General features: G+C 44.3%; 12 protein-coding genes and 1 pseudogene. 7 read left to right on the top strand and 6 right to left on the bottom strand.

All coding sequences use genetic code 11. The features are described from left to right. Positions 1-2: 2 nt before the first annotated feature. From C2M32_RS14045 to C2M32_RS14035, 3 genes are all read right to left on the bottom strand, one after another. Positions 3-386: a CsgE family curli-type amyloid fiber assembly protein gene (locus C2M32_RS14045; RefSeq protein ID WP_105169310.1), complete on the bottom strand. Its 384-nt coding sequence runs from the start codon at positions 384-386 to the stop codon at positions 3-5. A 111-nt stretch (positions 387-497) separates the two neighbouring features. Next, on the bottom strand, positions 498-2,018 hold the full coding sequence (locus C2M32_RS14040) for a curlin (protein ID WP_105168955.1): 1,521 nt from the start codon (positions 2,016-2,018) through the stop codon (positions 498-500). Positions 2,019-2,042: 24 nt separating this feature from the next. Then, positions 2,043-2,510 carry a curlin subunit CsgB gene (locus C2M32_RS14035; protein WP_105168954.1) on the bottom strand — a complete coding sequence of 156 codons (468 nt, stop codon included), beginning with the start codon at positions 2,508-2,510 and terminating at the stop codon, positions 2,043-2,045. Positions 2,511-3,001: 491 nt separating this feature from the next. Between C2M32_RS14035 and C2M32_RS14030 the strand changes: the two genes are divergently transcribed. After that, positions 3,002-5,503, top strand: a complete 2,502-nt coding sequence (locus tag C2M32_RS14030) for a S8 family serine peptidase (protein ID WP_105168953.1) — start codon at positions 3,002-3,004, stop codon at positions 5,501-5,503. 75 nt (positions 5,504-5,578) lie between these two features. On the opposite strand, the gene C2M32_RS14025 is transcribed toward C2M32_RS14030, so the two are convergent. Continuing rightward, positions 5,579-6,004, bottom strand: coding sequence for a hypothetical protein (locus C2M32_RS14025; RefSeq protein WP_105168952.1), 426 nt, complete (start codon positions 6,002-6,004; stop codon positions 5,579-5,581). Between the two features lie 363 nt (positions 6,005-6,367). Here C2M32_RS14025 and C2M32_RS14020 point away from each other — a divergent pair, with 363 nt between their 5' ends. The 5 genes and pseudogenes from C2M32_RS14020 (at position 6,368) to ligA (ending at position 13,395) form a co-directional block, all read left to right on the top strand. Next, positions 6,368-7,099, top strand: coding sequence for a TrmH family RNA methyltransferase (locus tag C2M32_RS14020; RefSeq protein ID WP_105168951.1), 732 nt, complete (start codon positions 6,368-6,370; stop codon positions 7,097-7,099). A 54-nt stretch (positions 7,100-7,153) separates the two neighbouring features. Next, entirely contained in the window at positions 7,154-8,707 is a 1,554-nt protein-coding gene (locus tag C2M32_RS21165; RefSeq protein WP_442792708.1) for a chromosome segregation SMC family protein, read from the top strand. 806 nt (positions 8,708-9,513) lie between these two features. Beyond that, positions 9,514-10,548 (top strand): annotated as a pseudogene (locus tag C2M32_RS21160) (chromosome segregation SMC family protein); the annotation flags it as partial. Positions 10,549-10,566: 18 nt separating this feature from the next. Further along, positions 10,567-11,295: a cell division protein ZipA gene (zipA, locus tag C2M32_RS14010; RefSeq protein ID WP_105168950.1), complete on the top strand. Its 729-nt coding sequence runs from the start codon at positions 10,567-10,569 to the stop codon at positions 11,293-11,295. An 81-nt stretch (positions 11,296-11,376) separates the two neighbouring features. After that, positions 11,377-13,395: an NAD-dependent DNA ligase LigA gene (gene ligA, locus C2M32_RS14005; protein ID WP_105168949.1), complete on the top strand. Its 2,019-nt coding sequence runs from the start codon at positions 11,377-11,379 to the stop codon at positions 13,393-13,395. Between the two features lie 149 nt (positions 13,396-13,544). Here the strand turns inward: ligA and C2M32_RS14000 are convergent, their stop codons facing one another. Both C2M32_RS14000 and C2M32_RS13995 read right to left on the bottom strand, forming a co-directional pair. Continuing rightward, positions 13,545-14,018 (bottom strand): hypothetical protein, encoded by a 474-nt coding sequence (locus tag C2M32_RS14000; protein WP_105168948.1) that lies wholly within the window; start codon positions 14,016-14,018, stop codon positions 13,545-13,547. Next, positions 14,015-14,440 carry a GNAT family N-acetyltransferase gene (locus C2M32_RS13995; RefSeq protein WP_105169309.1) on the bottom strand — a complete coding sequence of 142 codons (426 nt, stop codon included), beginning with the start codon at positions 14,438-14,440 and terminating at the stop codon, positions 14,015-14,017. The genes C2M32_RS14000 and C2M32_RS13995 overlap by 4 nt, the downstream gene beginning before the upstream one ends. A gap of 288 nt (positions 14,441-14,728) precedes the next feature. On the opposite strand from C2M32_RS13995, the gene C2M32_RS13990 reads away from it, so the two are divergent. After that, positions 14,729-15,214: a DUF2919 domain-containing protein gene (locus tag C2M32_RS13990; RefSeq protein ID WP_105168947.1), complete on the top strand. Its 486-nt coding sequence runs from the start codon at positions 14,729-14,731 to the stop codon at positions 15,212-15,214.

Here is a 15,214-nt window from a genome sequence, read left to right as displayed (position 1 = left end):
AGTTAAAGACCACTGCTTGATAAGTCATCACTAAACTTGCTGAAGTTATTACTGGCAAGTACCTTGATAAGAATAAGTGCTGCTTGCTCCACTTGTTCATCTATGGGGGAGAGGCGTCGTCCCAAATAGGTGGTGTAAACAGTCTGGTGATTAAGTTCTACCGTTAAAATCGTGCCTGCTTTTGGTAACAAGGCTTCTTTTATGGTAACTGTAGCACCTGCTGTAGAAGGGATGTCACGCCATAAAATACTGAGTTGACGATAAAACTCATGGCCTGAGCGGCTGATACTTTGATCTAACAAAAAGCCACTAATATCTTCGGTTTTAGCACTGAAACTCGTGCTGATAAAGGCAATTATTCCCAAAATTTTTATGATCTTGTGCATAGAACTCACTGCTCGCATAAAAAATGGCGACATCGCCAAACTGCTTGATTACACAATGAATGAAGTAAAAAAGGAGGGCGCATTAATCGCCACTCCCATTAGGATGGAGAATCATTGTTGTACAATTGTGGTGGTGTTGTAGTCACCAATTTGAGTGACAGACACATCGCCATTGAGTTGTGACATACCCCCTTCAACCAGGTTGCCTGTACCTGTCTGAGTAATATTTAAACTCAAATCATTGCCAGCGACCACAAATGCCCCTTGATCGACTCCAACAACCATGTTCATATCTCCCGTTTGGGCAATATCAATGCTGTTATTTGAGCCTTCTAACATAAGATCAATGGCATTAAGGTTGCCTTCTTGAACCAAGTCAAGGGTGTTATTTTGGCTGCTGGTTTCGCTACTAAGCGTGACACTGGTATCGTTTTCGTTACCAATTTGATTAAGTGCAATGTCATTTGATGAAGTCGCTAAACTAGTATCAGGGTGAGAGGTTTGTATCATTGCATGGTTAGCATCGCCAACTTGACCGATACTAAACACGTTGTCAGACCCATTGAAGTTAGCTAAGTGGCTCTCATTACCATCGCCAAGTTGTGTATTGGTGAACTGGTTATCATCCCCAATCACACCCATATAAGCGGTGTTCAAACTGCCCATTTGTAATGATGTGAAAGAGTTGTCATTGCCAACCATGTCCACTTCAAGTGTATTCTCATTGCCGCTTTGTTGACCATTCAAATGGTTGTCGCTACCAACGATTAGGCCACTGGTAAAGCTGTTATCGTCGCCACGTTGTTGCACAATCAGATTATTGTCTTCACCTTCAACAACGGCAAAGGCGATTGCGCTGTTGTTTCCGTATTGTTCTGTGCTCAAACGGTTGTCGTCGCCATTGAGCAAGTCCACTTGAAAGTTGTTTTGGTCGCCATCTTGTTTAACTTTGAGCGTATTGTCATTGCCAGTCAGCTCATTGATGTCTGCGATGTTCCAAAAACCAGTTTGCTCGACTTCAAACTCATTGCCATCGCCGACGGCCTCAACAATTCTCGCTTCGTTCCATTCGCCGTCTTGCTCTATGGTTATCTCGTTATTATGACCTTGAAGATCATTGATATAAGCCCAATGTCCACCTGAGCCTTGATTTATATTTATACTGTTGGCATCGCCTTGTGCTTTGATTTTCACTTCATTGGCAATTTCACCTAGCCCAGCATTACCAGTTTGTGAAAGAGAAACCATGTTGGCGTCTCCAGTCACGGCTAGTTGGGTTTTTGCATCATTACCTGATTGGTAGTTGCTAATTTGGTTGTCTAATCCATTCACTTCAGTGAGTTGTAGATTGCGATTGCCAGTTTGTTCGCTGGTGAGCCTGTTCGCATCACCTGTAACAGATAGCTGGGCGCCGTTTGTTTCCCCACCTTGGGTCAGGTTGATTTCATTACCAACGGCTGAACCACCTGATGAGTTTTGAGTGATTTCAGCGCGATTGTGCTGCGCACCCACCATAAAGTCTGATTGAATCGCGCTTTGAGTGTTCTTGCTGGTTTGCTCTGCTGCGAGTGCAGCATTACCATAACCTAATGCCATTGCTATGGCACAGGTAAGGAGAGACTTTTTAAGCATGATAGTTTCCTTCGTTAATCGTTTTTATTTTGTAACGCTAATGTTGAGCACCATGTCACTACCAAGCTGATGGATCAGCAAAGATTGCTCACCAAGTTGCGTTAGATTGACGATATTGGCGTCACCTTGCTGCACTATGGAGGTAAAATTGTTATCGCCATATTGAACTAAGTTAACGCTGTTGTTGGCGCCGGCTTGTGTTATATCGGCCAAATTGTTTGAACCCAATTGCACAAGAGACACCAAGTTTATGTCGTCGCCTATTTGATTTATCGTTGCTTTATTTAATGTTCCGTTTTGCTTAATCGTTGCTTGTAACTGTGCATGTACCGACAACGACGGGCTTATACTCAAAGATAAGGGGGACTCTACTAGGTCTGGAGTGTCTGCTAAGCTTAACGGGCTATAAAGAAAAAAAGCTGCAAGTACGCTTAGGGCGCGACGATAGATGTGCGCTTTGGCTAAGTAACAGGTCTTTTCTTTTGTTAGCATTTTGTTTCACTTTTGCTTCATTCTCAAACCTTGTACCTCACATTAGAGAAGTGTCCCCAAATAAGAAATACGAAATTTTAATGAAATATTAATTGATTTAAATCAAGTGGTTATTTTTTTATTTGTGTTTTTAGATTTAAATCCAACAAAAAAGTGTGAGTCGTTATTCGCGAAACAAGCATTGTAATAATACATTATTGTTAATTTTATGTTTTGTTTTGTGTTTTTAACCTGTTTTTGTGATTTTATGACTAAGTACTTGCAGAACCGTTATTTTTGGTGTTTTCTGATTAGGTTGCTTAATTTATGTTTTGAGTACTTTGTAATGTGCGTACGAAGTATTTCATATGAGTATTCTCAGTACTCACCGTTACTTATTAGATAAGTGGGAATTCATGAACCGTAGGCTCATTTATTGAGGCTACAGATGATGCTGAGCATTTTGGCAAATGCCAAGGCTGAGCGACTGTAACTTATTATGGATCCCAACAATGAAATTAAAATTATCTGCTTTAACACTTGCACTTATCCCTTGTCTATCTCAGGCGACAATTTCAATGGACACGCAGCCATCGATCACGGCGGCTGAAGATGCGCTTATTGTTGTTTACAAAAAAGAGTCAACCAAAGAGCAGCGTGTTGCGGCGCGAAAACTAGTCGCAGCAAAAATATCTGATCTGAATAACGATGAAATTGATGATACCTATCGCTTTGTTTTACAAGGCCGTCTAGCCAAATTTAAACTAGATAAAAAGCGTTCACATAAAGAAGCTATTGCCATGCTAAACAAGCATCCAGCTGTTGAATACGCTGAACCAGATTATAAAGTGAGCGTTATGGGTATTCCTGACGATGCACGATTCGACGAGCTTTGGGGTTTACACAACACAGGTCAAACAGGTGGTACGGCGGATGCCGACATCGATGCACCGGAAGCATGGGATATCTCAGTTGGTAGTCGCGATGTTATTGTTGGTGTGATCGATACGGGTGTTGATCACACTCACCCAGACCTTGCAGCGAACATGTGGATTAACCCAAATGAAATTGCTGGAGATGGAATTGATAACGATGGCAACGGCTATATTGATGACGTTCATGGCATTAATGCCATCACGGGTGCAGGTGATCCTATGGATGATCAAGGCCACGGAACACACGTCTCTGGTACCATTGGTGCGGTAGGTAATGATGGCACTGGTGTAGTGGGTGTAAACCATGAAGTTTCGATTGTCGGTTGTAAATTCTTAGATGCCTCTGGCAGTGGTTCGACATCTGACGCTATCAAGTGTATCGATTATCTAGTTGGTTTGCGTGAAGCGGGTGTTGATGTTCGCATTTCAAACAATAGCTGGGGTGGTGGTGGCTTTAGCCAAGCATTGGCCGATGCACTCACGGCTTCTGAAGAAGCAGGTATTTTATTTGTTGCGGCGGCGGGTAATAGCGCGGTAGATAATGATGCATCACCACACTATCCATCAAGTTATGAGCATGAATCTGTATTGGCAGTAGCAAGTACTACTCACACCGATGCTATGTCTAGCTTCTCACAGTGGGGCCTAACCAGTGTTGATTTAGGTGCGCCAGGTTCAGCTATCTTATCGACAGTACCAGGGGGCGGCTATTCTTCTTATTCAGGTACATCTATGGCAACACCACATGTTGCCGGTGCAGCTGCGTTAGCTCTGTCAGTTAATCCAACGCTTACAACCGCAGAGCTAAAAGCGGTATTGATGGACTCAGGTGATGATAATGCCGCGCTCAATGGTAAAGTCGTTTCAGGCAAACGCTTAAATGTGGCTAACGCACTGGAGGCTGCCGATCCAGAACCTGGATTTAGGCTCTCTGCGACACCTGTATCGCAAGATATCACAGCTGGTGAAAGCGCAAATTACAATTTCGACGTGTTATCAGTCGCAGATTGGACCGGTGAGGTTGCGTTAACAGTTGAGAGTGAGTTACCCGGTGCGGTGTTGTCTACGGACATCGTTCAACCAGGACAAAGCTTTGCGCTTACAGTACCTACATCTGAAGATACACAATGGGGTAGTTATACATTCACAGTGACAGCAACCAGTGGTGAATTGGTAGAAACTAAGTCAGTGTCGGTATACGTTTATCCTCAAGGTCTAAGTGAGTTTAACTACAGCAATGATACCAGTGCAGATATCCCAGATAACGACCCAACAGGCATTACTTCTGTGATCACGGTTGCGGATGAGGTTACTATCTTTGGTTCAAGCACTTTCTTAGATATCACCCATACTTATATTGGTGATTTGATTGTGAGCTTAACTTCTCCTTCGGGTACAACTGCAGTATTACACAATCAAGCCGGTGGCAGTGCTGATGATATTAATCAATCATTTGCATCAGATGCATTCAATGGCGAAGTGGCAGCGGGTGATTGGGTATTACGAGTGGAAGATACTTATGCGCAAGATGTGGGCACGTTGAATCAATGGTCACTGACATTAACTGGCTTAGGTGATGTTGCACCAGCAGACCCTGTTGCTGGGTTTAGCTATGCGGCGGATATGTTAAATGTATCCTTCACTGACAGCAGCACAGATGCGAATAACGACATTGTAAGCTGGGCTTGGGACTTCGGTGACGGTAACACGTCTGCCGAGCAAAACCCTATGCATTCCTATGCTGCAGCGGGGACGTATGAGGTATCGCTTAGTGTAACTGATGAAGGTGGCAGAACAAATACACTCGTTCAGTCTGTAACGGTTGCTGATGCGGCACTTGAGCTCAAAGTGAAGCGTGCTAACAAAACACGACTTGACTACGCGCGTATCGAGCTTTCATATCAAGGTGCGACATCTGACACAGTCGATGTATATCGTGATGGTGTGAAAATAGATACTACCGACAATACAGGCACATACCGTGACTTCATTCGTCAGGCCACACAAGATCAGTATGTTTATAAGATTTGTGTTGGTGAAAACATCTGTTCTGAAGAAGTGACTGTTACTTTTAGATAATTTATAGATAGAGTTATTGGAAACTAACAGAGAATAAAAAGCGAGGCCATGAGCCTCGCTTTTTTAGTGTGTAAATTAATAACCGATTTTATGCTTTAAAGTTACTTCACATGGTGCTGTGTTGCTGTTGAAGCCAGATTGAATAAATAAATGATCACCTGCTTTTAGGTTCATTAATATTTGTTTCGTGTTGTTATATCTTCTTTTAGCTGTTTGATATGTGAAATCAGTTGAGCTATCTCTGTTTACATCATAATAAATGTTACAGCCGCCACTAACACCTTCGTTAGTTACCCAATTGAACGACACAGTATAGTTTGAAATAGTGTAATCAAACTTTGCATTGCCTGTGCCGTGCTCACCGACATACACATCTGTCCATCTTGCTTGAGGTACACCTGGGCGTGGCTTTTCAGTGATACTGACATCTAAAGCTGCCGCGTTTGCGAATGAAGAAAATGCCAATGTTGATAAAATAATAGCGATACTGGTCTTTTTCATAATTAATTCTCCTTTTAAAAATTCCAAGCGAAGGTAACGTGTTGATTTTATTAAGTCAATGGCGTTTTTGTGACAGCTTTTCTATATTGTTTCGATTAATTAAACAGTTTCTAATGTGTTGTCTATTTATAGCATTTCGTCTTTTTGGGTTGTTTGTTGCTGTTTTGGGGTCAATAAAATTTTTATTTTTTTGTTGCTGCTTACTGTGAGTTTAAAAGCGCTAAGAGCTTGAGATAGGTCGCTCTTTTTCTTGGCATGTAAAAGCGTAAGCCATCAAGTGTTGTTAAAAAGTAGATGTGGCGCTGAGCTCTCGCAATCTTCACAGCCTCAGGTATAATTCGATGTTCATTTATCGGGGCTGTTATGATCTCTAAAAATCAACTAAAACTCTTGCGTGCGCTAGCGCAGAAAAAATATCGCAAACAACACGGCTTGTATTTGGTACAAGGGGAAAAGAATGTCTTGGAGTTGTTGGCTGCAAATATACCAGCCGAGCAGTTGTTCGCCAGCGCTGAGTTTATAGCCCAATATCAGTCACAGCTCGGGGGCGTCAACGTTATTGAGGCTGATAGCGACAGTTTAACTAAGGCCAGTACGCTAACCAGCAACAATGCTGCCATTGCGGTGGTAAAATTTCCAGACTCACAGCCTATTGATAACTCTGGCATGATTTTAGCGCTTGATGGTGTATCAGACCCAGGTAACCTAGGCACTATCATTCGCGTCGCTGATTGGTATGGATTTAAACAAATCGTGGTCAGTGAGGAGTGCGCAGATCATCTTAATCCAAAAGTGATCAGCGCCACGATGGGATCGTTTGTGCGAGTCAATGTAGTGCGCACCAACTTGGTCGAGTTTTTAGCGCACTATGATGGCGCAATTTATGGTGCCTATCTAGATGGGCAAAGTGTTCACAGCACTCATTTTGAGGCCAAAGGCGTCTTGGTGATGGGCAGTGAATCTCATGGCATTAGTGAAGAAGTCGGTCAATATGTTAATACACCCATTACCATTCCAGCGTTTGGTGGGGCAGAGTCTTTAAATGTTGCGATGGCAACGGGCATTATTTTGGATAACATTAAGCGTGGTAGTTAATTTTTATCGTGCACTTTGCTATCTTTCATTTAAGTAGCGGATAAAAATAACAATATGCGGTTAAGCAGTATCAAGTTGGCGGGCTTTAAATCTTTTGTAGAGCCTACCAAGATCCCATTTCCAGATCCAATGACCTGTGTGGTCGGCCCCAATGGCTGCGGCAAATCCAATGTGATTGACGCGGTGCGTTGGGTGCTGGGCGAAAGCTCAGCAAAAAATCTGCGTGGCGACGCGATGACCGATGTTATTTTTAACGGTTCTACCAATCGTAAAGCCATCTCACAGGCCTCTGTTGAGCTGGTTTTTGACAATGCGGCGGGAAAGTTACCCGGTACTTTGGCCGACAGAAATCAAGTTGCAATAAAGCGCTTGGTTACCAGAGATGGTCAGTCTCTGTATTTTTTAAATGGTAGCAAGTGTCGCAAGCGCGATATTACCGATATCTTCTTAGGTACGGGCTTGGGCCCGCGTAGCTATGCCATTATCGAGCAGGGCATGATCTCTCGGCTCATTGAAAGTAAACCGCAGGAACTCAGAGTCTTTCTTGAAGAGGCGGCTGGCGTATCAAAGTACAAAGAACGGCGCAGAGAAACGCAAACTCGTATTAAAAGTACGCGAGAAAATTTAGAGCGTTTGCTGGATATGCGACAAGAGTTACAGGCGCAGTTAGATAAATTAGCGTTACAAGCTGAAGAAGCAAAATCCTACCGCAATTTAAAAGCACAAGAGCGCACTCTAAAGGGAGAGCTTGCGGTACTTAAGTGGCAAACGTTACATCAAAAGCAACAGCAAAAGTCTGAGCAAATTGCCAAGCTCACACAAGAGCTCGATTTTTTTAACAATGCCCATGGCGGGCATGATGATATTTTGGCGAGTCTGGAAGGGCAAGTGACCCACATCAACGAGGGTGTCAGTGCTCAACAACAAAGTATACATGCGACCCATACCGAATTAACACGCAGCGAACAGCAAAAAATTCATCTGGTGGATAAACTGCGTGCGCTACAAGAAGCGGTAGATAAACAACAACAAGCATATCGCGAAGCAGAACACTTACTTGTAGAGCAAAATCAAAGGGTTGAAGAGTATTACGATACATTGCAGCAAAGTACTGAAGAAGTACTTATTTACGAAGCGCAATATCAAGAATGCGAGCAAAGCTACCAATCTTTATTAGAAGCATTTAGTGAACTTGAAGCGCGTCAGCAAACACTGCAAGCTCAGCAGTCACAAGCGCAGCAGCAGCAACATCAAGCGCAGCAAAATTTATCTCAAGCGCAGCAGTCTGTGATCCATGAGCAGGAGAAATATCAGGCTAATTTAGAACAACTTGCACAACTTGAACAGCAAAACCCTGAGGCGGAATTGGCACAACAGCGTCAAGCTTATAGTAGAAAGCGCAAAGTATGGCCCGCTTACAGTCGCAAGCCAAAGAGTGCTCAGAACAGGTTATACAGCTGCAAACTCAACAGCAGCAGTTACAGCAACGTTATCAACGTTGCCAATCAGACTACGCAAATTGCGTTGCAAACATTAACGCCCTTACTCAAGTATTGTCTAAGCACAGCACCAGCGACGAAGAAAGTTATTTGGCTTCTTTGCGCGTGAAATCAGGGTATGAAAGCGTAGTAGAACGCGCACTGATGGGGCTTACAGAGCTGAAACACACTTCAAGTGAAAGCCAGAATGCGGTTTGGCCTTTCGACGGTGAGCTACGAGATGGTAGCGTAGCAAAAATGGTAGACTCAGGCTGTTATCCAGCGCTACTCAATGACATTCAGTTGCTTGAAGGCAGCCAATCCTATCAGCCAGATGGTCAGTGGCTCATGGCTGTGGATATGCAAGGTACTTTGTATGGTAAAAACTGGCGGGCGAGCCTAGAAGAAGCACAGCAGGAAAGTGGCGTGCTATTACAACACGCCAAGTTGCGAGAACTTGAGCTACAACAGCCCGAACTTGAACGCCAGCAAGTGCAAGTGCAAAATGAACTCAGTGAGACTAATGAGGCACTGGCACAAAGTGAACATGTTCAACAGCAAAATAAAGAGCATATTCACCAGTTAGCTCAAGATATGGCCAGTTCACAAACGCGTATTGATATGCTCAACGTGCAAGTCGAGCAATGGCAGGAGCAAAAGCGAGTATTAAAAGAGCAACAGCAACAAACATTAGCCCAAGAAGAGTTACAAGCGCAAAAACAACAGGCCTGTCAGCAAGCGTTAATGCAATGTGATGAACACTTGGCGCAACTTGAACAAGAGAGCGTGCGCTTTGCCCAGCAGTTTACCGAGGCCAAACAGGCTCAGCAGCTTGCGTCAAGCGCCAAACAAAAGGCACAGCAGCACTTACATGATGCTAAGCTTATACAGCAACAAGCTAACAGCGACTGGCAGTTGAGCCAATCAAAGGCTGAGCATCTTCAACAAAGTCTTGAGCAAGGACAAATTCGCCTACAAGAACTGTTGGAAGAGCAGATGATGTTGCAAGAGCCTCTGGCCGAAGCCGATGAAAAGATTGCGCAACTACTCGCAACGCATGAAGAGCAGCAAAAAATGCTGGAAGGGTTGCAGCAGCAGCTCACAGAAGCAAAGACTAAACTGCAAGAAAAACAAGCCAGTTTGAAAAATGCGCAGTCCGAAGTACAAGCACTAAACGAGCAACTACAACAGCTCAAACTGGACGAACAAGGTTTAATGATCAAAGCTCAGGCTGCGTTGGAGCCTTTGCAAGAGCTACAACAAAACCTAAAAAGCGTGTTGCAGCAGCTCAGTGATGATGCTCAGCAGGGTACGCATCAGGCGCAGTTAAACAAAGTCAGTCAAGGTTTGTCTGAGTTGGGTGCTGTTAACCTCGCTGCGATTGATGAGTTTGAGCAGGCAAAACACAGAAAAGAATATTTAGATACCCAATTAGCGGACTTAACAGCGGCGCTGGACACCCTTGAGGGGGCGATAAAGAAAATCGACCGAGAAACTAAAACACGCTTCAAAGCAACGTTTGATCAAGTCAATGAAGACTTAGCAGAGTTGTTCCCTAAAGTGTTTGGCGGCGGCAGTGCGTACCTAGAATTAACCAGTGATGACCTGCTTGAAAGTGGTGTTTCTATCATGGCGAGGCCTCCGGGTAAGAAAAACTCGACAATTCATCTGTTAAGTGGTGGAGAAAAAGCGCTGACCGCATTATCATTGGTGTTTTCTATATTTAGACTGAATCCAGCACCATTTTGTATGCTCGATGAAGTTGATGCGCCACTTGATGATGCCAACGTTGGACGGTTTTGCCGTCTGGTTGAAGAAATGTCGCAAACGGTGCAATTTATATATATTAGCCATAACAAGATAGCCATGGAAATGGCTGGACGGTTGACCGGGGTAACCATGGCAGAACCTGGAGTTTCGCGTATGGTTGCGGTAGATATTGAACAAGCAGTGCAAATGGCACAAGCGTAATAATAAAAAAGGTGAGTGATGGCCACAGAGTTAAGATGGGCGCTAATTGTGATCAGCGCGTTGGTGATTGGTGGACTGTTGATCCATGGGCTTTGGTCGGTACGCAAAAAAGGCGGCGAAGAATCTATGCAGCCAACAAGCAAAGCAGAGCCTAGCGATGAGCCAAGCACAGCCAAAGCGACATTTGATGATGAACCTCATATCGGAGAATTAAGCTTTGCTGCCACGGACGAAGAACCTCACCGTGAAGATGACAATGAGATACATCCGAGTGCCGATGAACCACAAGCGGTTCATCATGATGAAGTAGACGAGAAGCAGGCTCCGTCTGCACAAGAGCCGCAAGACTTTATTATTTTGCACATCGAAATGCCAGAAGGGTTGACCATGGCTGGCTCTCGTTTATTGCCGTCGGTACTAAGCCTTGGCTTTAAATATTCAGAAGAAGGCTTTTTTAATCGCCATGTTGAGCCATCGGGCAATGGCCCTGTATTGTTCAGATTGGTAAATATGTTTAATCCAGGAACGTTTGATATTGATAATATGGAACAGTTCAGCACCGCAGGGGTGAGCCTGTTTATGACGTTGCCGTGCGATGGCGATGGATTAGCGGCATTTAACATGTTACATGGTGCGGCCAAGAAGCTAGCCGATGAGTTTGGTGCAACTGTTTTAGACAGTAACCGAGAGCCTTTGAGTGTCAACACCGTACGCGCCTATGTTGAAAGGGTACGTGAGTTTTCATAATCCCTATTGTTTATAAGTCATTATTTTTTAAGCCACGAAGCCTTGAAGTGCGTTCGTGGCTTTTGTGTTTTAGAGGTGCCAATGTCAGAGTCAATTAATAATCAAATCCTCAGCCTAAGGGCGCAGTTGGAAGAACATAACTACCAATATTATGTGATGGACAACCCCACGGTGCCGGATGCCGAATATGACCGTCTAATGCGTGAGCTTATTGCCCTTGAAACGGCCCATCCTGAGTTATTAACTGCGGACTCCCCTTCGCAAAAAGTGGGCGGAGAAGCGCTGGGTAAGTTTGAGCAGGTCCAGCACCAAGTACCTATGCTGTCGCTAGATAACGCATTTGATGAGGCTGAATTTACGGCATTTAATCGACGCATCAAAGAGCGCTTATTAAGTACTCAAGAATTAGCGTTTTGCTGTGAACCTAAGCTGGATGGTTTGGCGGTATCGATTTTATACCGTGATGGGGTGTTGGTTCAGGCGGCGACGCGAGGCGATGGCCAAGTGGGTGAAAACATTACCGAGAATGTTAAAACCATTCGTAATATTCCACTGCGCTTGCGTGGTGAGGATATTCCTCAAGAGTTAGAAGTGCGTGGTGAAGTGTTTATGGATAGCGCAGGGTTTGCGCGGTTAAATGAAACTGCGGCAGCAAAAGGTGAAAAGACCTTCGCGAATCCACGTAATGCAGCGGCGGGTAGCCTACGACAGTTAGACTCAAAAATTACCGCTAAGCGGCCTTTGATGTTTTATGCCTACTCACTGGGGGTGGTGCAGGGGGCGCAATTGCCTAATGAGCACTATGCACAACTCAAGAAGCTTACTGAGTGGGGCTTCCCCATGTGTCCTGAGACACGCCTCGTTGAGGGAACACAGCAGGTACTTGAATATTATAAAGATATTTTAACACGTCGTGGTGAGCTGGCTTATGAAATCGACGGTGTGGTTATCAAAGTCAATGATAAGGCCTATCAGGAACAATTAGGTTTTGTGGCACGAGCGCCACGTTGGGCGATTGCGTTTAAATTTCCAGCCCAAGAAGAAATCACGCAACTGTTAGATGTTGAGTTTCAGGTGGGCAGAACTGGGGCAATTACGCCTGTAGCAAGGCTTGAGCCGGTGTTTGTTGGTGGTGTGACGGTATCGAATGCCACCCTACATAACCGAGATGAGATAGACCGCTTGGGGGTGAAAATTGGTGACACCGTGATTGTACGCCGTGCGGGGGATGTGATCCCTCAGGTGACACAGGTGGTCATCGACCGACGCCCCGAGCATGCCCGTGACATTGAGTTCCCAGAGCAGTGTCCGGTGTGTGACTCGCATGTGGAGCGTATCGAAGGCGAAGCCGTCACACGTTGTACCGGTGGTTTGGTGTGTCAGGCACAGCGTAAACAGGCAATTAAGCACTTCGCCTCTCGTAAAGCATTGGATGTGGATGGTCTGGGCGATAAAATCGTCGAGCAATTGGTGGATAGAGAGCTTGTTCACACTCCCGCTGATTTATTCGTGTTAAAACAAGGGCACTTTGAATCTCTTGAGCGAATGGGACCCAAGTCAGCGAAAAACCTTGTGGAGGCTCTAGAAGCTGCGAAAACAACCACGTTAGCCAAGTTCTTGTATGCGTTGGGTATTCGCGAAGTGGGTGAAGCCACGGCACAGAATTTAGCAAATCACTTTTTGACCCTTGAAAAGGTGATGAGTGCCTCGATAGATGCTCTACAAGAGGTCAGTGACGTTGGCGTTATCGTGGCTAAACACCTGCATGCGTTTTTCAACGAACCACATAACCAAGAAGTGGTGAGCGCACTATTGGAAGTTGGCTTAAACTGGCCAGACATAGAGCAAAAATCTGAGCAGCAACAGCCGTTGGCGGGTTTAACCTATGTATTGACGGGAACGTTAAACCAGCTAAACAGAAATGATGCAAAGGCGCGATTACAAGCGCTGGGCGCAAAAGTCTCTGGCAGTGTATCTAAAAACACACATGCGCTGGTGGCTGGTGAAAAGGCCGGCTCCAAGCTTACCAAAGCGCAAGAGTTGGGTATCGATGTGCTCGACGAAGATGCACTGATAGCATTGCTTGCACAGTACGAGTAACGAAGAGCGCTTTAAAAAAGTGCAGATATGCTCTTAACACCACTCGTTTAAGGTGATGAGATCCTGACGAAGGTCAGGATCTCTGAAGCGCATAGCATTAAGGCTTAGTCTGCACTTTTTAGCACCAGCCCTTATAAGGTGAGCAACCTTTATTGATGATTGTCTTCTTCCCAATACTTTCCTGATAGATACCAGAAAAATATCGGGAAAATAACAATGAAGCCAATATTTTCAATCATAAACCAAGTTATGAAGTCGGTTATGGTAAAAGTAACCAAGCTATGACCAAACTCATTTTCATATCTTGCTACTGTGTTCATTAACACCGCACTTAACACAGCTAGTAGGGTGGACTTGAATCGATACCAATTTTTCTTCTGCTCTTTCACTCTTTGGGAGGCGACATGAGTATTTCTATACTTAGTCACTAACCCAGAACAGAAACAGACTATGGCAAGTGTCGCCAGCGTCATCGTATTCTCTGTAAAAGAACGAGCTATCTCTAACTCACCTGTTTTAAAGTAATCAACGATAACAATGAGTAGCAGTAGCGAAAGGCCGACACACACGCTTAAGCTCGTGGCAAAGAAGAAAGGTTTTAGTTTAATGGCTGTTTTATTCATAGGCTCTTAACTAAAAAGTAGCTGGTGTGCCCAGGAGGGGTGTCTGCAAGCTCACCGTACACTTGGTAACCTAGCTTTTCGTAAAAGGGTTTGGCTTGAAAGTCCAATGTTTCGGTGCGAATTTGGTGTAGGCCTTTACTGCTGGCAAACTCCTCTAAACGTTGCATCAACTTTGACCCGATACCGAACCCGCGAGTGTGTTCTGACAGCCACAATAGTTCAAGTAAGCAATAACTCCAGATGATACTGGCTTGTAGTCCGCCTATGATGTCTCCCGCTTCATTTTGCACCGTAATAACAAAACGACACCCCGAGTCAAACTCACCTTCACACTGCATATATTGAGCATTAAACGCAGCGATACCTTTGCTAATAGCACTGAGTTGTTGCGGTGTGGGTGTGGTAGATAGTTCTATTTTCAAAAAAAGGTGCTCCAAGATTACCGCGCCAAGAGTTGATAGCTTTGTGCTAATACCAAACATGGTTACAAACATTATGGCTAAGTCTTGGAGGAGTCAACCGAATATTCATTTGAAAGTCGTCACTTACTGAACGTTCAAATTAAGCCTTTGGTAAGTTTTCGTCATCAGTAACTATACATGGTAAAGTGATCATATTATGGCCTTGAATAATGCAAAAAAGATCACCATTTCGGTTTAATCTAAAACAGTACATTCAAATTGAATACGAGTCGGTGGTTGGAGAACAAAATGAAGCAGTATGGCCCAGAATACTGGGATAAGTATGGAGTATATCGTACACCGATAGGATTTAATTTAACCTTGGTTGTGCTATTGCGAGCCTATTTGCTGTGGGTTTTTTCTGCGCTTGCTCGTCGCCCTGATTTAGATTTACTGTCTTTATTTTTCCAATCAAAAACACACTTTTTTGTATCTTTAGGGATAGGTGCAATCGCATTAGTACCGACTGTGCTCTTCTCCTTGCGCCGACCCAGTAGCTCGCAAAAGCTTGCTAAATATTGGCGTTATATGCGTTGGCCGTTGTTGTTTACTGCAATTGCGGATTTAAGTTGGTTGACCATGCAAGCATCGCAAAGTCACTATCAATTTTCCATGTACATCGCAGTACAAATGGTGATGCTGCTTTGGGTCATTCTATACTTACTTAAGAGCAAATATTTGGGCTGTTTCTTTAACGATTGGCCCGAACCTGAGCAGCAAAGCAAGAAAAAATAA

Origin of the sequence: Pseudoalteromonas sp. T1lg23B, from assembly GCF_002964665.1 — a bacterium.
Taxonomy (GTDB): domain Bacteria; phylum Pseudomonadota; class Gammaproteobacteria; order Enterobacterales; family Alteromonadaceae; genus Pseudoalteromonas.
The sequence above is the reverse complement of the archived record's forward strand: the minus strand, read 5'-3'. Positions and strand labels throughout refer to the sequence as shown.